This is a genomic window from Ruegeria sp. BG10 (assembly GCF_056538575.1).
Genome location: NZ_JBQFTI010000002.1, coordinates 486,384 through 503,321, shown reverse-complemented (window position 1 = coordinate 503,321; position 16,938 = coordinate 486,384). Strand labels below are relative to the sequence as shown.

The 16,938-nt window shown below is 60.0% G+C and carries 13 protein-coding genes and 1 pseudogene; 1 reads left to right on the top strand and 13 read right to left on the bottom strand.

Translation table 11 applies throughout. The features are described 5' to 3' along the window. The 13 genes and pseudogenes from ACR0D8_RS13260 to ACR0D8_RS13200 form a co-directional block, all read right to left on the bottom strand. Positions 1 to 539, bottom strand: a pseudogene (locus ACR0D8_RS13260) (hypothetical protein); the annotation flags it as partial. A gap of 150 nt (positions 540 to 689) precedes the next feature. After that, positions 690 to 1,985, bottom strand: coding sequence for a gluzincin family metallopeptidase (locus ACR0D8_RS13255; RefSeq protein ID WP_480647107.1), 1,296 nt, complete (start codon positions 1,983 to 1,985; stop codon positions 690 to 692). 16 nt (positions 1,986 to 2,001) lie between these two features. Further along, the gene (locus ACR0D8_RS13250; RefSeq protein ID WP_480647105.1) at positions 2,002 to 3,342 is read right to left on the bottom strand and encodes a TfuA-like protein; all 1,341 of its coding nucleotides are present in this window, start codon (positions 3,340 to 3,342) and stop codon (positions 2,002 to 2,004) included. Further along, positions 3,339 to 4,544 carry a YcaO-like family protein gene (locus ACR0D8_RS13245; RefSeq protein WP_480647103.1) on the bottom strand — a complete coding sequence of 402 codons (1,206 nt, stop codon included), beginning with the start codon at positions 4,542 to 4,544 and terminating at the stop codon, positions 3,339 to 3,341. The genes ACR0D8_RS13250 and ACR0D8_RS13245 overlap by 4 nt, the downstream gene beginning before the upstream one ends. Positions 4,545 to 4,668: 124 nt before the next feature. After that, a complete protein-coding gene (locus tag ACR0D8_RS13240; RefSeq protein ID WP_480647101.1) occupies positions 4,669 to 5,664 on the bottom strand; it encodes an aldose epimerase family protein in 996 nt (331 codons plus the stop codon). Positions 5,665 to 5,798: 134 nt separating this feature from the next. Next, entirely contained in the window at positions 5,799 to 7,277 is a 1,479-nt protein-coding gene (locus tag ACR0D8_RS13235; protein WP_480647099.1) for a mannitol dehydrogenase family protein, read from the bottom strand. Between the two features lie 29 nt (positions 7,278 to 7,306). Then, positions 7,307 to 8,080, bottom strand: coding sequence for an L-iditol 2-dehydrogenase (locus tag ACR0D8_RS13230; RefSeq protein ID WP_480647097.1), 774 nt, complete (start codon positions 8,078 to 8,080; stop codon positions 7,307 to 7,309). Then, complete coding sequence (locus ACR0D8_RS13225; protein ID WP_480647095.1) at positions 8,077 to 9,081, bottom strand: ABC transporter ATP-binding protein; 1,005 nt, start codon at positions 9,079 to 9,081, stop codon at positions 8,077 to 8,079. The genes ACR0D8_RS13230 and ACR0D8_RS13225 overlap by 4 nt, the downstream gene beginning before the upstream one ends. 12 nt (positions 9,082 to 9,093) lie before the next feature. After that, on the bottom strand, positions 9,094 to 9,924 hold the full coding sequence (locus ACR0D8_RS13220; protein ID WP_475164134.1) for a carbohydrate ABC transporter permease: 831 nt from the start codon (positions 9,922 to 9,924) through the stop codon (positions 9,094 to 9,096). A gap of 13 nt (positions 9,925 to 9,937) precedes the next feature. Then, complete coding sequence (locus ACR0D8_RS13215) at positions 9,938 to 10,804, bottom strand: carbohydrate ABC transporter permease (protein ID WP_170435930.1); 867 nt, start codon at positions 10,802 to 10,804, stop codon at positions 9,938 to 9,940. Positions 10,805 to 10,910: 106 nt separating this feature from the next. Beyond that, on the bottom strand, positions 10,911 to 12,215 hold the full coding sequence (locus ACR0D8_RS13210; RefSeq protein ID WP_480647093.1) for an ABC transporter substrate-binding protein: 1,305 nt from the start codon (positions 12,213 to 12,215) through the stop codon (positions 10,911 to 10,913). A gap of 95 nt (positions 12,216 to 12,310) precedes the next feature. Continuing rightward, entirely contained in the window at positions 12,311 to 13,336 is a 1,026-nt protein-coding gene (locus tag ACR0D8_RS13205; RefSeq protein WP_480647092.1) for a LacI family DNA-binding transcriptional regulator, read from the bottom strand. 130 nt (positions 13,337 to 13,466) lie between these two features. Beyond that, positions 13,467 to 14,438, bottom strand: coding sequence for a substrate-binding domain-containing protein (locus tag ACR0D8_RS13200; protein ID WP_480647090.1), 972 nt, complete (start codon positions 14,436 to 14,438; stop codon positions 13,467 to 13,469). 152 nt (positions 14,439 to 14,590) lie between these two features. Between ACR0D8_RS13200 and ACR0D8_RS13195 the strand changes: the two genes are divergently transcribed. Beyond that, positions 14,591 to 16,918, top strand: a complete 2,328-nt coding sequence (locus tag ACR0D8_RS13195) for a DUF1989 domain-containing protein (protein ID WP_480647088.1) — start codon at positions 14,591 to 14,593, stop codon at positions 16,916 to 16,918. The last annotated feature ends 20 nt before the right edge of the window (positions 16,919 to 16,938 follow it).

The following is a 16,938-nucleotide window of genomic DNA, read 5'->3' as shown; positions in this document are numbered from 1 at the left end:
CCGCTGATCGCCGGGCTGTCAAAGCCGAAATAGATGTCGAGCAGGACTTGTTCGATCATACCGGTCATTACGTCCATCCGAATGGTGAAGTCGGCCTTATCATAGGGCCAGAACTTAATGTCATTCGCGATCTGGTAATCAGCGCTTGCTACACCAGTTTTGGATGGATCAAGCGGAGCACGAGCTGCTTGCCTTGTTGTATCCTTCTTTGGATCGTAATTCGCACCCGAATTGCCGCCAACCTGCTGAGACAAATTGTACGGAAGGTTCTGATCGGGAAAAAGATTTTCGTCATCCGTTGCGCTCTCTCCCGGTCCGTCAACCAGGAAAATCGCGGGTTCAGGCAAATCGTAGTGTGTGCCTTCAAAGGAAAACGAGTAAATCCGCGCAAATTTCGGGTCGGTCAGTGCAAGCTGATCTTCCAAATGTTTGTTCTTGCCTTTTCCACGTTTTGGTAAGGCGTTCTTATCGTATTTGAAATCTTCAAGTACACGACCAAACAGCAACACTTCTGAAAAACTGAGCAATGACTCAGACATATCACTCCCTCCCAACTTTGGGCTTGACGCTGTCAGAGACCTCATCTCCCCCTCAATGCAGCCTGACTAAGTGCAGGCAAAAAATGTTCCACAAAAATCACCCCACGTCTAAATGCCACAAAACGGCTGAAAAAAAAAGGATTTTAGCCGTCAGCCCGGAACCCGTGTTCGAACCGAATTCGCGTGGCTGTCTTCATTCGGATCGGGCATACGCGGGCCGGCGGTCGTCAGACCGATGTCGCGCATGCGAAAGTTGCCCTGGATGATCCGGCTGAACGCGCCGCCGGTGATTTCCTGATCGACCGCCAACAGAGCTCTTTCGACCCCGAAATAACTAAGCATATCGGCGTCCAGCCGTTCCCACGCGTCGGCCAAGTAGGTACCCAGGTAATCCCGCGCCTCAAGAAGGGCGATACGGAAACCGTCGGGGTTCTCTGCATACCGCGCGTCGAAAATACCCTGCATCACCTCGTTGTAGTCCGGCGAGTCCTCCAACTGATCCGACAGGTGTTCCTCTTCGGCAGAGATGAGGCCGTGCACCAGCAAACGCTCATGATAGATGTCGACGAAAATATCGAACATTGCGCCGGTCAAAGGTTCGGACAGGGCGTGTTCGCTGGACCAACCGTCGGCAAATTCAGACAGGGACCGGTCGTTGGCCGCGACGCGGATCTGCGCGTTTTCTGACAGTTCGGCAAAACGGTTCAGACGATTGAACGTATAGAGGTTTCCGCGCGTGTTTTCGAGCAGCGTCTCGACAACCGATCCGAAATGCAGCGAAGCAAGCAGCGCCACCATATCCGCCGCGGATTCGTGAAACCCATAATACTCGCCCGAGGCATCACCGTCGGACGGCATCCCGATCACGCTGTAGATGATGGCATGCCCGATCTCATGCGCCACCACGTCGAAATTCAGACTGTAGGGGCGGTATTCATCGCCGTGTTCATGCGTGCCGCCTGTTTCCAGAAACCCCCAGCCGATATGCGCATTGTCGAGACTGGGCAACAGCGACAGCTCCAGGCGGTTGAAATCACGGGCGAAATGCCAGGGGATCGGACGGTCGAAATAACCTTGCCAGACATCCATGGTGAAATGCGCGGACCCGAACAGATGCGCGGCCTCGAAGGCGGGGTCCGAGGGATCAATGTGGATGAAATTGCCAAACTCGTCCGGCATGGCGGGCGGCTGGATATAGCCGTCCCACGGGGGCAGATACATGCCCGGCCCGTCCGGACCCGGCACGATCGCGCCATAGGGCGTGGTTTTGCCCACCGGGTTGACGGTGTACATGCGCGGGCCGGACGGGCCGGGCCCGATGCTGCCTTGCGGGGCCGAAACCTCAACCAGTTCCAGTTGCGCGTCGGGTTCCAGAAAGGGCGATTGCGGAAACAGCAGGAACCGCGTGCCGGGCTCTTCATTGTCGGTATGTTCGGGTAAGTTCACAATACGCCCTCCCGCATCAGGTCCGATCAGGCGGTTCGGCCACCCGTGCGGTGGACTCCCGGTGATCGGCTGCCCCATGGCAAAACAAAAACTCAGCTTCTATCAATTCGTAAAACGCGTCACGCCCGGCAAGGCCGAGAGAAACTGCGTATGATTCAAGATCATCGGGCACCTCGCGGTCAAGTCGTGTTTCGAAATACCACATCAGAATGCGCAACCGGTCCGCGCCGGATGTGTTGTCCGGGGCGGTCTGGCCCGCCTTGCGGGCCGCGCGGTCGCGCAGTTCGGCAAAGCGGTCCGAAAGACGCAGTTCGGTCAGAAGCGGGGCATCCAGTTGGCCGCAATGCGCGGTCTTTGCGGCATCGACCCGGGCAGCGTCGGCCAGCATCGCCTCGTACCCTTCGGGGCTGAGGTCATTCGCCTCAAGCCATGCCATCAGATCAGAGCGTCGCGAAAGCCCCGCTTTGCCCCTGTGATCGGCCATCTGCCTGACCAGAGCGTCTCGGTCCGGTTCGCGTTCCTGTCTGGCTGCATCCTGTTGCGACAGCAGAGCCAAGACAGCGCGGTCCCGCATCTGAAAAAAGAGATCGGGTCTCAACCTCAGCTCGTCGATCACGGCTTTATCATGTTTTATGTCTGCCACATCGACGCGGTTGCGCAGTGCTTTCCACATCAGCGTGGGTTCGGTCCGGGCCGTATTGGTCGGGGGCAGGGGGGTGCCGGCCAGATATTCGGACATGCGCACCAGCATGGCGCGGGCGTCTTCGGCCTTGGCGTCGACGCTGCCGTCGGCGATCCAGTCTGCAAAACCTTCAATGCCGCTGTGCCCTTTCATCGCGGCGATGATGCCCGGCCAGTCGCGATTGCGATAATGGATCGCCTTTGCGCATCGCAGCAAATCGGCAGCGGTTTCCTCCGGCAAAACCCCGGCCGCCTGAGCCCGCTCTGCGGTGGCGCGGATGGACACCATCGGCTGACTGAGGGGCCGGAAGCCCAGCTCGGCCGGGCTGTGAAGAACGGCGACCTCATCATCATCCGTAAGGACCCCGCTGTGGTATTCTTCGAAAATGCGCCCGACGCCGATCATCCCGAAATCGGCCAGTTCGGCAGCCCGCAACGCGCCCATGCTTGCACTGCCGAAGACCGGAATGCCCTGTTCCATTGCCCAGAGGATTTCCTTGTGCCAGACCGAAGGGACACCTTCGAAATACCCGTCGATTATTCCGATTGCCAAGGGTTTGGAGCGCGCGACCCGATAGACATCGCCCTGCCGCACAGGGGGAAGAACTGTGGCGTCCAGATGCTCGGACACCGCATCACGCGAAAGGGTTGGGCCCACGAAAACAACGGCCGTCATTCGAGCCCTTCCACAATACGTTGCGTCCGCGTGCCGGGAACGTAATCCGGATCGTCGTGCGGCGCCTCCAGCCCCGGGATAACGGCCCGGACAACTGCGATGTCAAAACCCGGTCGTGACAGATCCACCGTGACGACCTGCGATATCCCCGCCGAAGACAACCGCGCCAGCAGCAGGTTCAGATCCTCCTCAAATGCGCCGGTAACAAAGGACGGGCAATCCGCGAATTGCTGTCCGGCAATCGAGCCGTCGATCAGATCGCGCACGTATTTGCTGCGTTCGATCTTTGCCCGGTCGGTGAATTCGTCAGGGTCCAGATCGTCGCGGGCGCCGGAAATATAGGTCAGCCGTGTCTGCGCCGCTTCGGTCAGGGCGCGCAGCAGGGCGATGGCGCGATCCGGATGACAGCCGTCTCCGATACCGATGTGGCCGGGCTGGTCACTTTTTTCGCAGATCACGCAGCGAAAGCAGGCAATCCCGATATCCGAGGTTGTGTTCCACACCCCAACCTCCAACCCGGCGGCGGTGATCATCTCCAGCGCCTGTTGGCAGCGGGTATCGTCGATACTGTCCGGATCAAGGCGGGCGGCCTGTTGCCGGTGATGCCAAAGCGTTGTCGCATCGCGCTCGATCAATTCGCAGATTGCATGGCAACTGGCCTCAGCCAGATTGTTGCCAGACGCCAATCCGTTGGTGGTGCGGGGAAAAGCGGCCTGACCGCCGACAGGCCGGGCCGTGTAGTCGGTATCAACCATCTCAAGCGGAACCCAGCAGTTGCAATCGGCGAACAGATCCCGCCCCCGGACCCATAGCATATTGCAATGCGGGTCAAAGCGCGCGCCGGTCACCCGGGGCAGCCTGTCGACATCCACAACCGACGCCTCGCCGATCAGGTCGGAATATCTGGCAAGGCGTTGCGGCAGCTGGACCTGTTCGGCATGCCAGGATTCGATCGCCTCCATCACGCCTGAGGCCTCAGCCGCGCGCAGAGACAAGCCTTTGCCAAGTGAAACCGCAACCGAGCGCGAGTTCGGCCGGGCCACCATCACGGTGGGCAGCCCGATCCGGTCCAGACCTGTCAGGTTCGCGATCCGGGTAATGCCCATCTCTTTCAGCCGGGGCTTTACGATTTGCAATGTTTGCTCGGGGTCACGGGCGCGATGTGTGTCCAGCACATATTGCTTCTGCGATGTTTCGGACATGTCGCGGGCCTTGCCAAAAATACGAGCAAATGACCGCAACGTGAAAATTACTGCGCCGGGCCAGTCTGTTAGGGGTCAGGATGATGGATCGGACCGCTGCGGTCAACAGCGGCGACGATGGCGTTCAATCCCCGATAGCCCCGTCACGGCTGAACGCGAACCGCGACACGTGGCGGTACAGTTGTCCATCCCGCAGAACCGCACCGGGAAAATCCGGGTTATTCGGCGCATCCGGCCAGCACTGAGGTTCCAGTGCCAGACCTGCGAATGCGGTGTAGCCTTCCCCCGAAAGCGTCGCCTTGCCGGCGTGGTTCAGATGCATCCCTGAATAGACCTGCAGCCCCGGTTCGGTCGAAGACAGTTCCAGCCGCACACCTGAATCGCGCGAATGCAGCATCGCCACGGGTTTCTCTGCGGTCCTGCCATGAGAAACGCAGTAGTTGTGGTCATACGGGAACTTTCCAATCGCCCTGGGCTCGCGAAAGTCAAAATCCGTGCCTTCGACGGGTGCGGGGCTGCCCTGCGGTATCAGATCATCATCAACCGGCAGGTACTGTTTCGCAAACACCTGCAGGACATGGTCCGTGATGTCACCGGTTCCGTTCAGGTTAAAATAGCTGTGCGGCGCAAAATTGCAGATGGTGTCACCCTCTGACCGGGCCTCAATCTCCAGCACAAGCGTGGCCGGCGCTTCGACCCGGAACCGGGCTTCGACGGACAACGTCCCGCCAAAACCCATATGCCCGTCAGGCAGAACCAGGGCGAAAGTTACGCAGGTTTCGGATTGCCGCGTGACTTGCCACATCTGTACTGCGGCCCCGTCCCGCCCGCCGTGCAGGCAGTGCCGGTCGCGGAAGTTGCGATCCAGTGAGAACTGCTGTCCGCTCAGGCTGTAGGTCGCCCGTGCAATTCTGTTCGCGCAGCGACCGACAATGGGGCCCAGATAGTCGTCATTGCGCAGATAGTCGTCCGGGTTTGCCCACCCCAGGATCAGCGGGTGGGTGACGCCAGCAAGCCGCAGGTCGCACAGCGTTGCGCCCAGCGGTGAAAACGTCGCTGACAGCCCCTTGTTTCGGATCACGATCCGTTGTGCTGCCCGCGCCTGCCATTCCGAACTCATACTCTGCACCCCGATCTTTCCGGGGTCACGGCCCCGCGCCAATGATAGCAAGGCCAAGGACATTTTCTGAATATGAATGCGAGACCCGTTCAGACGACAGCACCCGCCACTCAGAGCAATGGATGCCCGACCGATTACCCTGATCCGTCATTCCGCAGGTAGCTGTCAATCGCCTGCCTGCTGCCATTATGCCAGATCTCGCGCAGCCAGTTCGAAAACGCCTGCGAAAAACGCGCGTCCCGGCCTGCGTCGCCGTAAAGACCGGTTTGGTCAATCCAGACCTGCGGGTTTCCTCTGGCAGCGTGGGCGGATTGCAGAAGCGCATCCCATATCGGATCGTTCGCGGCAATCTCGGTTCCGTCTTCGCGCGTTCCCACGCACATCCGGGCCCAAAAGGCCGCCGCCAATGCCAGACCGCTCACTGGCGCGCCGCTTTTCATCGCGTCGCGCAGCGACGGCAGCAGAAAACCGGGGTGCCGGGCCGAGCCATCAAAGGCGACACGGCGGGTTGTGTCGCGTATGGCAGAATTCGCAAACCGGCCTTCGACCAGAGTCAGATAGTCCTTGGGCGTCGTTCCGGGCACAGCCTGAACATGCGGCAGGATCTCGGCCGCCTGAACCTTTCGGAAAAACGCCGATACCTGCTTGTCCTGCATGCAATCGGAAATGGTTGGGATGCCAAGGATTTCACCGACATTTGCAAGGATCTGGTGACCCCCGTTCAGAATGCGAAGCTTCATCATCTCATAGGAATGGACGTCATTCGTCATCGTGACGCCGACATCTTCCAGCGGTGGCCGCCCGGCGCAGAACCTGTCTTCGATCACCCATTGGCGAAAATTCTCATGCGTCACCGGGGCCAGGTCCTCTATGCCCAGGGCGCGACATTGCGAGATGACCTGATCCGTGGTGGCGGGCACAATGCAATCAACCATCGAATTGGGGAATGCAGCGTTTCGGTCGATCCAGTCGGCAAGGTCCGGGTCCGACAGCCGGGCCAACCTTGTGATGCAGTTGCGCAGAATTGCACCGTTGCCCTGCAGGTTGTCGCAGCTCAGCGCGGTAAACGAGTCCAGCCCCGCGTCCCGGCGCTGTCTGAGCGCGGCGACGATGGCCCCGAACACCGTGTTTGGATGCTGCGGGTTGCGGGCGTCGTGCTGGATATCTTCGTGGTCGGTGTCGAATTCACCGGTGTTTGCGTCAAGGTAATATCCGCCCTCTGTCACCGTCAGGGACACGATGCGGATGGAAGGATCGGACATCTGCCGGATCAGCGGCGCGTTGCCTTTCTCGATCGGCAGATAGTTGATCATCGGACCGGTGACCTCGGCCGACATGCCCGACGGGTCCAGCTCGATCAGCGTCGTCAGACAGTCCTGCGCAAGCAGCTTTTCCCGCATGGCGGCGTCATAGGTGCGTACCCCGGCACCGACAATGGCCCAGTCATGGGAAACACCCTGCTGCATCAACCGGTGAAAATACCAGGCCTGATGCGCGCGGTGGAAATTTCCCAGCCCGATATGAACCATGCCGGGCTTCAGGTCTTGGCCCAGGTACTTTGGCGCTTTGACCGTCCCGGGCAGGTCCTGCAGTCGGTCGCGACGCAGTTTCATGGGGGGATTTGCGGCAGCCTGAGGGTCCATCAGCTCATCCAGTTCCCGCCGTCCACATTGTAGGTCTGGGCGACAATATAGCGGGCGTCATCCGTGGCCAGGAACACCGCCATTCCCGTCAGGTCCTCGGCGCTGCCCATGCGGCCAAAGGGGACCGCGGCGGCAACTTCGCGCTTTTTCTGACCCGGTTCCTTGCCTTCGTATCTGGCGAAAAACGCATCCACGCCGTCCCAGTGTTCACCATCCACAACACCCGGCGCGATGGCGTTGACGTTGATGCCATGCGATATCAGGTTGAGACCCGCCGACTGCGTCAGCGAAATGATCGCTGCCTTGCTGGCGCAATACACCGCGACCAAAGGCTCTCCACGCCGCCCGGCCTGAGAGGCCATGTTGATGATGTGACCCTTTACGTTGTTTGCGATCATGTGCCGGGCGACGGCCTGCATGGTGAAAAGCGTGCCGGCGACATTGATGTCGAACACGCGGTCATAGTCGGCGCGGTCAATCTCGGTGATGGGTGCGGCCGTAAAGATGGCCGCGTTGTTGATCAGGATGTCGATGGGTCCCAGACGTTTCGCCACATTCCGGACCGCGTTGTCGATGCTGGTCTGATAGGTAACATCCATTTCGACGGCCACTGCGGCCTCACCGATTGCGGCGGCGGCGCTCTGCGCCCTGTCGATATCTATATCTGCGATGGCAACCCGGGCACCTTCGGACACATAAGCTTTGGCAAAGGCCAGCCCGATTCCCCGCGCAGCACCCGTAATGAGTGCGGTTTTGCCGTCGAGACGTTTCATTCGATCCGCAACCCCTGCGCGTCAAATCGGTGAATCACATCCGCACGCGGTGTCAGATGAATCCGGTCTCCGTGCCGGAACCCGACCTCACCATCCGCCCTGACGGTGATTGTTTCGGCAAGCCCCGTCTCATGGATGTGGAAGAACGTGTCCGAGCCGAGATGTTCGGACACTCCAACCACGCCGGACCACGTGCCCTCGCTGTCAGACACGGCGATATGCTCAGGTCGCACACCGATGGTATGGGCACTGTGTTTTGCAGCTTCTTCGCCCTCGATGAAATTCATTTTCGGTGAGCCGATAAACCCCGCGACAAACAGGTTACGCGGCGTGCGATAGAGGTCCAGCGGGCTGCCCACCTGTTCGATCACGCCGGCCTGAAGAACCACGATCTTGTCAGCCATTGTCATGGCTTCGACCTGATCGTGCGTGACGTAGATCATCGTGGTCGCGAGGCGTTCGTGCAGTTCGCTGATCTCAAGCCGCATACCAACGCGCAGAGCGGCGTCGAGATTAGACAACGGCTCATCAAACAGAAAGGCCGCCGGTTCGCGCACAATGGCCCGCCCGATGGCGACGCGCTGGCGCTGTCCGCCGGACAATTGACCAGGGCGCCGGTCCAGATAGTCGGTCAGGTTCAGCACGCTTGCAGCCCCTTCGACGCGCTTGTCGATCTCGGCCTGATCCAGTTTGGCCATGCGCAGCGGAAAAGCGATGTTCTTGCGCACGGTCATATGCGGATAGAGCGCATAGGACTGAAACACCATCGCCAGACCCCGCTTGGCGGGCGGCACATCCGTTGCATCCGCACCGTCGATATCGACAGATCCGGTGGTGATGTCCTCCAACCCTGCGATCAGACGCAGGAGGGTGGATTTGCCGCAACCCGATGGGCCGACGAAGACGGTGAATTCGCCATCCTCGATGGTCAGATCCAGTGGGGGAATGACCTGCACATCGCCGAAGCTTTTGGTCACGGACTTGAGTTGAATACGTCCCATGTGTCGTGTTCCTTATTTCACAGCGCCGAAGGTCAGGCCGCGGACAAGTTGTTTCTGGCTGAACCAGCCAAGGATCAGGATTGGCGCAATCGCCATGGTCGAGGCCGCGCTGAGCTTGGCAAAGAACAGGCCCTCGGGGCTGGAATAGCTGGCGATGAAGGCCGTCAGCGGAGCCGCATCAACGGCGGTCAGGTTGAGGGTCCAGAACGCCTCGTTCCAGGCCAGGATGAAGTTCAGCAGAACGGTCGAGGCGATGCCAGGCACGGCCATTGGCGTCAGAACATAAAGGATTTCCTCTTTCAGCGTGGCGCCGTCCATTCGCGCGGCTTCCAGAATTTCCCCCGGAATTTCGCGGAAATAGGTGTAAAGCATCCAGACGATGATCGGCAGATTGATCAGCATCAGGACCACAACCAGCCCCCCGCGGCTGTCCAGCAGACCGAGCCGGATGAACAGAAGATAGATGGGGTACAGCACGCCGACGGCTGGCAGCATCTTGGTGGACAGCATCCACAACAGGATGTCCTTGGTGCGCTTGGACGGCACGAAGGCCATGGCCCAAGCTGCCGGAACTGCGATGATCACGCCCAGAATGGTCGAGCCGCCCGCGATGATGACCGAATTCCACAGAAACCGCATGTAGTCCGAGCGTTCCTGCACGATGGCATAGTTCTCAAGCGTCCAGTCGAAGTTCAGAAACAGCGGCGGGCTGGCAATGGCCTGTGCTTCGGTCTTAAAGCTGGTCAAGATGGTCCAGAGGATCGGGAAGAAGATCAGCAGACCGATCGCCCAGGCAATGGCCGTGTTGATCGTTTTGCGTTGCGTTGTGACTGCGCGGGCCATGGTTCGTTCCTCCTCACGCGTCCAGGTTTTTGCCGACGATGCGCATCAGGAAGATCGCAACGATATTGGCAAGGATGATGGCGTAGACACCTCCGGCTGATCCAAGGCCGACATTCTGGCTTTCCAGCACGCGCTGGAAGATCAGGTAGGTGAGTGTGCGGGTGCCGAATGCGCCGCCGGTGGTCACGAAGATCTCGGCGAAGATCGACAAAAGGAAGATCGTCTGGATCAGGATCACAATCGTGATCGCGCGGCTCAGATGCGGCAGGACGATGTGATAGAACCGTTTCAGCACCGGCGCACCGTCCATCTCGGCAGCTTCCAGCTGTTCACTGTCCAGCGACTGGATCGCGGTCAGCAGGATCAGGGTGGCGAAAGGCAACCACTGCCACGACACGATCATGATGATCGAGGTCATTGAGGCTTCGGACAGCCACGAGATCGGCTCGGCCCCGAAAAAGCGCCACAGATGCGCCAGCAAACCGTTCACTGGGTCCATGAACATGTTCTTCCAGACCAGCGCGGACACGGTCGGCATGACAAAGAACGGGGCGATGACAAGGATGCGCACGACACCCTGGCCCCACATCGGCTGATCCAGCAGCATCGCCAGCAGGATGCCCAGAACCACCGTGATCACCAGCACGCCGCCGACGATCATCAATGTCGCCTGAACCGCGGGCCAGAAGGAACTGGACGAGACGAACCGGACGTAGTTGTCGAACCCGACCCAGCCCAGATCACCGCCGCGCAAGGGCAGGTATTTTTTGAAGGAAAAATACAGCGTCATCGTCAGCGGCACGAGCATCCAGCCGAGAAGCAGGACCACTGCGGGTGCCATCATCAGGCGCGCAACGGAGCGGGAATGTTGGGTAGCCATGACGCAAGACCTCTCTGTTCAGGCGTAGCTCAGCCTGCGAGAAAAACGGGAATTGTGGAAGTGGGGAGCGGGGGACAGATACCTGTCCCCCACCGGGGAGGAGGCCTCAGTACCCTGCGGCTTCCATCTCTTCAGCGGTGAAGGCCTGTGCTTTTTCAAGCGCTTCTTCCACCGATTGCTGTCCGGCATAGACGGCCGAGAATTCCTGGCTGACCTGCGTGGCGATGCCCGCGAATTCCGGAATGGCCGCGAACTGGATGCCGACATAGGGCACCGGCTTGACCGTCGGATTGTTCGGGTCGGCCGACAGGATCGAATCCAGCGTCATCTTGGCGAACGGAACCTTCAGATATTCCGGGTTCTCATACAGCGAGGTCCGCGCGCCTGGCGGCACATTGGCCCAGCCTTCATTTTCGGCCACAAGTTCGATGTAGTCTTTCGAAGTTGCCCATTCGATGAACTGCTTGGCCGCGTCGCTTTGCTGCGTGCCCGCGGGAATGGCCAGCGCCCATGCCCAAAGCCAGTTGGAACGCTTGTCAACGCCTTCCGAATTCGGAGCCAGCGCAAAACCGACCTTGTCGGCCACGGTTGAATCATCTGGGTTGGTCACGAATGACGCCGCGACTGTCGCGTCGATCCACATGCCGCATTTGCCCTGCTGGAACAGCGACAGGTTTTCGTTGAAACCGTTGGTGGCATAGCCGGCCGGGCCGGATTCGCTCATCATGTCCACGAAGAAGGTCAGTGCCTCATTCCATTCCGGCTGATCGAACTGGGGCTTCCAGTCCTCATCGAACCAGCGCGCGCCGAACGAGTTTCCGGTCACGGTGATAAAGGCGCCGCCTTCACCCCAACCGGCCTTGCCGCGCAGGCAGATACCATTGATATCGTTATCGCGATCGGTCATTGCGGCCGCAGCCTCGCGGATGAACTGCCAGGTCGGCGCGTCGGGCATCTCAAGACCGGCCTTTTCCATCAGGTCGGTGCGATACATCACCATCGAGCTTTCGCCATAGAATGGTGCCGCAAACAGCGTGCCTTCGTGGCTCAGGCCGCCGCGCATGGCGGGCAGGATGTCATCGACGTCATATTCCGCGGACAGACCGTCCAGCGGCACCAACCAGCCATTTGCACCCCAGATCGGGGTTTCGTACATGCCGATTGTCATGATGTCGAACTGACCGCCCTTGGTGGTGATGTCGGTGGTCACGCGCTGGCGCAGGACGTTTTCTTCCAGCGTCACCCATTCCACATCAATGCCGGTCGCTTCGGTGAAATTGTCGGAATAGCCCTGCATCCGGATCATGTCGCCGTTGTTAACGGTGGCGATCGTGATCGTCTGTGCATGGGCCGCTGCCGTTGCGACGAAAGTCAGTGCAGTCGCCGCACGAAGTGCGTTCTTGAGATACATCCCTGTCCTCCCTGAGCTTGGATGTCGTACAGGGAGCGTAGTGCAGAACTTGTCGCGGCGTCAATAAAAACTTTACGCGCGTTAAATTTTAGAGATCAGGCGGACTCCCTTAATACCAGCCTGGCCGGAAACAGGGTTTCCGATCGCTTGTCGAATTTCCCCCCGTTTTCAATAAGTTCGAACAGAGTTTCCACGCTGCGCCCGGCCACGTTGTCGTAATCATGCGCCGCCGTTGTCAGAGAGGGGCAGGTAAACTTGGCAAATGGATGATCGTCATTCGACGCGACCCGCAGCGTGCAGTCTTTTTTGCGCCCCACCCGAATCCCCCGCTCGTAACAGGCCGCAAGGAAGCCGATGGCCAGACGGTCATTGCTGCACAGAACCGAGTCTGTCCTGAGCCCACCTTCCTCAAGCACTTTCATCGCGCCGCGACGCCCGATATCTTCGAACGCCCAGCCCTGACCGTCGATCTTGATCACATGCGGCTCAAAGCCCAGATGCTCCATGACGTCGACATAGGCCTTGCGCCGTTTGTTCGCATTCGGGTTCGCCGGCGTGCGCATCTCAAAAAACGACGGCGGCTCACCCGTGCGGGTCATGTATTCGACGGTCTGCGAGACAAAGCTGAAATTATCCGAGCCGACAAACGCCGCCCCCAACCCATCGAGGTTGCTGTCGAACAGAACGGTCGGCACGTTCTCGCAGAACTTTTCAATTTGCGACCGGTCCGACGCCCGCCCCAGAGGCGCAAAAAGAACGCCAGCAGGCTTGAGCGAGCGAAGGCTGTCGAGGATTTCGTTTTCAAGCTTCTGTTCACCATGCGAACTGAACAGTGACGGGCGGTATCCGGCGGCGATACAGCTTTGTTCCAGATAGCGCGCAATCTCGGCAAAGAACGGATCGGCCAGATAGGGCACCACGATTCCGATATTCTTGGTCAGCTTCCGGTTCTGATTCACCGCAAATATGTTCGGGCGATAGTCGAACCGCTCCAGCGCCTCTTCGATGCGCGCCCTCGTTGTGGCCCGCACGCTGTCGGGATCGTGAAAATACTTGGAGATCGTGGGGCGCGAGATGCCGCTGACCGCAGCAAATTCTTCCATGTTCTTTATTTTGGTCATGATCACCAGCCTGCGGACGCTTTCCGTCTCGATCTTTTCGCAACTTTACATATTCTTTGCGCGCGACAAAAATCAATAGTTTGTCAGCCCCTGACTGATCTTTGCGCCCCTGAATTGGCAATGTCAGGGTTTACCCGGACCGGCGCAAAACCGAGTTCCGCTCGACCAGCGCGGCCTCAAGCTTTTCAGCGCGCGGCACTTCCTGATCGGATATCCACCGCGCCAGAGCGACAGCGGCTCTTTCACCCATCCGTGTGACGGGCAGGTGCACTGTCGTCAGCGCGGGAACAGCCACGGCGGAACTGGGCAGGTCATCGATGCCGACCAGCGACATGTCGCCCGGCACTTTCACACCCTGCGACTGAAGACCGAACAATACGCCCAGGGCAACCACGTCTGACAGGCACAGGATTGCATCGGGCACTTGCGCGGCGGCACAAATACGCAGGGCGGCCTCTGATCCCCCGCTGAGGCTGATGGAGGTTTCATAAGTCGTCAGATCTCCGCCCCAGTTCAGGTCATGCAGCCCGGACAGGCGGGCGCGGGTTCTGTCGTTGTTATGGGCAGGGCCGTGCACGACCGCGATATTCCGGTGTCCAAGATCAGCCAGATGTTGCAACGCCAGCTGCGCCGCCGCTGCGTTGTCGTAACCGATTGTCGGCAGTGGGTTTCCACCATCAAAATAGGACGTGATGATCGTCGGCAGCATCGAGCGTTCGATCAGGTCGTGAAACTCGGTGCTGTGGGTGGCGCCGGTAATGATCAACCCTTCGGCGCCAATGTCGATCAGACCTTTCGCCTTGGCCGCCTCCACCTCGGTATCCGAGTCTGTCGTGGCCACGATGAGGGACAATTGATGCAGGGACAGGTTGCGTTCGAGCGAGGCCAGAAACCGGGCAAAGATGGCGTTGTCCAGGGTCGGCACCAAGGCCCCGACAAAGCGGGTGCGCCCGGAATTGATGGCCCGTGCCGCAGCGCTGGGAACGAATTTCAGCGCGGCGATGGCGGCCTGAACCTTTTCCAAAGTGTCCTTTTTTACGACCCCCGGTTCATTCAGCACCCGGGACACGGTGGCGACAGAAACACCCGCTGCCTGGGCCACGTCCCGAAGATTTGCGCGTTTTCTGGTCTCCGAAGCTTTTTTTGACACCGATTTTCTGGCCCATCTGACGATTGTTAAGGAAAGAGTTGACATATGTAACTAGTTTCATCAACTCTTGTAACTAGTTTCATAACCGAGAATCCGACAAAACCATGCTTGGTTCCTCAGTCTTGCACAGTTTTTCGAATACCGGGTTTGACAGCCCGGGCCGCCGGTTTCCCGGCTTTCCGAACGCTGCGGACACGTCCAGCTTTGTTCTGGCCCCGCGCGAGGCTGAGCGGCTGGTGCTACAGCAGGGCGATCTGCTCTCGCTGGACGGGCTGTCGGTGGACACGCCCCTGACGGTTGCTGCTTTCGCTGCGAGCGGGCGGGCGATGCTAACAGCCTTGGGCTTGCCGGCGAACGCGGTTGTCAATACAGACGCGTTCGACAGCGCCCGCTATCGGGGCTGGATCGGTGCACAGGGCGGAAAACCGGATGCGCCGTTCCCCGGTCACCGGACAGGGCAGGTGACGGACGAGTTGATCCTGCGCTCGGATCAACAGGTCACCGTCTGGCTGATCCGTCCGAACCCGGTTTTAGGGTTAATCGAAGGTACGGATGCCGGATGCGTCACCGTGCGGCACAAGCGTGCGAACGCGACCGGCCCGCTGCTTCCTCCGCCTCTGGGCGATATCCGGGACGAATTTACCGTGCAGCGCGGCACCGGAACGGCCTATGAGCTGAAGGCCGGTGAATTTGTGCAGATCATCGACATTGAGGGGCAGCAATGTTCCGATTTCATGGCCCTGCGCGCCGACGGGCTGAGCAACGGCGATGAATGGATGATCGACTCGACTGCGACGCGGTCGATGGTTCGCCGCGCCTATCCGGGCCCCGGTCTGCTGGACAAGTTCTACGATCGTGAAATGCGCCCCCTGCTGAACGTGGTGCAGGATACCTGCGGGCGGCATGACACGTTCGGGCTGGCCTGCACCGCGCGCGGCTATGAAGAACGCGGGTTCCCGGGCCATGTGAACTGTTCCGACAACATGTCGAACGCGCTTGCCCTTTATGGCGTGGCGCGCCGGTCGGCCTGGCCCGCGATCAACTTTTTCTGGAACACCTGGATCGATCCGGCGTCGCATCACATCCTGACCGAGGAATCCCATTCGCGCCCGGGCGACTACGTGGCTATGCGGGCGCTGGAAGACCTGGTCTGCGTTTCGACGGCGTGCCCCGACGACATCGACCCGATCAACGGCTGGAATCCGACGGATGTGCATGTGCGCATCTATCGCCCGGAAACCCCGATCCGCCGTGCGGTTGCCTATCGTGAAAAGGAAGATGCCCCGATGGCTATCAGTCAGGAATCCGCGTTTCATGACCGACTGGCCCCGCTGACCCAGCATTTCGCCCCCGCGCGCGATCTGTGGACTCCGGTCAGCTATCCCGCGCATGGCACGCTGGGTGAATACTGGGCCTGCCGCGAGGCGGTGACGGTGCAGGATATGAGCGGTCTGCGCAAATTCGACATCATAGGCCCGGACGCCGAGAAGCTTTTGCAACTGGCCACCACCCGAAATGTCGTCCGTCTTCCGGTCTGGCGCGGTTCATACACGCTGATGTGTGACGAAAGCGGGTCGGTCATTGACGACGGCACCCTGTTCCGGCTTGCGCCAGAGATTTTCCGCTGGTGCTGCGGGTCCGAGGAAAGCGGGCGCGTGCTGCAGGCGCTGGCCGCGGAACAGGGATTGCAGGTGCGGGTCCACGCAATGCGGGGGGCGATGCCGAACCTCGCCATTCAGGGGCCGAAGTCCCGCGACCTACTGCGCAATATCGCCTTCACGCAACCGCATGTGCCCTCACTGGATCATCTGAAATGGTTTGGGGTTACCGTTGCCCGTCTGGGCAACCGCGACGGCGCGCCGTTCATGCTGTCCCGCTCCGGCTATACCGGTGAGCTGGGGTATGAGGTTTTCTGCGCCAAGTCCGGCGCGGTTGCGATCTGGGACGCGGTTATGGAGGCAGGTGCCGAGTTCGGAATCACCCCGATGGGTTCGGCTGCGCTGGACATTATCCGGATCGAAGCCGGTCTTGCCGCCGCCAACGCCGAATTCGCGCCGGGCATCGATGCGTTCGAGGCCGGGCTGGGCTTTGCGGTCGATCTGACGAAAACCGAATTTACGGGTAAGGCCGCGCTGGAACGGAACGCCCGCGACCCGCGCCGGGTGCTCAAGGGGCTGCTGATCGGCTGCGACGATGTCCCCGCTGCGGGCGCGCACGTATATGCCGGCGAAAGACAGGTGGGGGTAATCACCTCAGCCACCCGCTCACCCATGCTGGAACATGCAATCGCGATGGCGCGGGTGTCGGTCGAGCATGCGCAAAACGGAACCGAACTGGAAATCGGGCAACTGGATGGGCGCATGAAACGCCTGCGCGCGACCGTCTCGGACATTCCATTCACAGACCCGCACCGCAAGCGGGCGCGCGCCTGACGGCGCATGCAACAACACGC